This window comes from Serratia sp. J2 (assembly GCF_046269175.1).
Classification (GTDB): Bacteria; Pseudomonadota; Gammaproteobacteria; order Enterobacterales; family Enterobacteriaceae; genus Chania; species Chania fonticola_C.
Map to the genome: position 1 here is coordinate 1 of NZ_JBKABN010000096.1, position 795 is coordinate 795.

Annotated in this window: 2 protein-coding genes; both read right to left on the reverse strand. The window is 54.5% G+C overall.

The features are described from left to right. Positions 1-569, reverse strand: a 569-nt coding sequence (locus ACKWMY_RS28210) for a tail assembly protein (protein ID WP_409487548.1), incomplete at its 3' end; no start/stop codon positions are given. 13 nt (positions 570-582) lie between these two features. After that, positions 583-795 (reverse strand): terminase TerL endonuclease subunit (locus tag ACKWMY_RS28215; RefSeq protein WP_409487549.1); only part of this gene is annotated, 213 nt, incomplete at its 5' end.

A 795-nucleotide genomic window follows, 5' to 3' on the forward strand; every position in this document is an offset into this window, starting at 1 on the left:
CGCTTACCATAGGCAATCGGCACAGGATTACCCTGGGCAATCGTATTGACCGGCCCACCAAAAGCGTAGGAGGGTTTATTCTCTGGGCTTTCGCGTCGTGCTGCCCCTCCCTGCATCGGGGAAAGCATTTGAGCGACACCACCAATCATCATTGCAGCACCAGCCTGTAGAGCATAAGACCCCCACGCACCGCCACCAAAAGCCTGGCCCCACGGGGACATGCCAATAGCACCAACGACGACTAATACCGCACCAAGGATGGTCTGAAACATCCCCGCCTTTTTACTGCCGATGATGACCGGCACGATCCGTATTTCGCTGGAGCCGTTATATTCCAGTTCTTCCCGGCCTATGTTCCGTTTACCGCTGAACACGGCAAAGGTCAGCCCCTTGGCTTTACTGGCCAGCATGAATTTTTCGAACCCCGGCAAGACCGTACACAGCGCCTTGATGGCTTCCCCTGGTGTCTGGACGCACATTTCAATGATGCCCTTCTGGTTATCCTTTACAAACTGGCGCAATGGGCCGAACACACGGACAGTTCTCGTTTGGTTTTCACTGTGTTTCATGGTGTTACTCCTGTTAGATACCGTTGAACGCGGCTAGGCGCTGCTGTTGTTCTTCGCTCAGGTCAAAGGCGAACTCTTCGTGTTGTAGCTGATAGGTGCCAAAACTCATCAGGAAGGCGATCGCCGGGTCTATCTTGTTGGCGGCCTTCTTCTTGTTCGGCTTGATATTGGCGTTGGCGTCGGTTTCCATCACCACGTTAGCCATCGCCCAGGCCAGCACCGGATC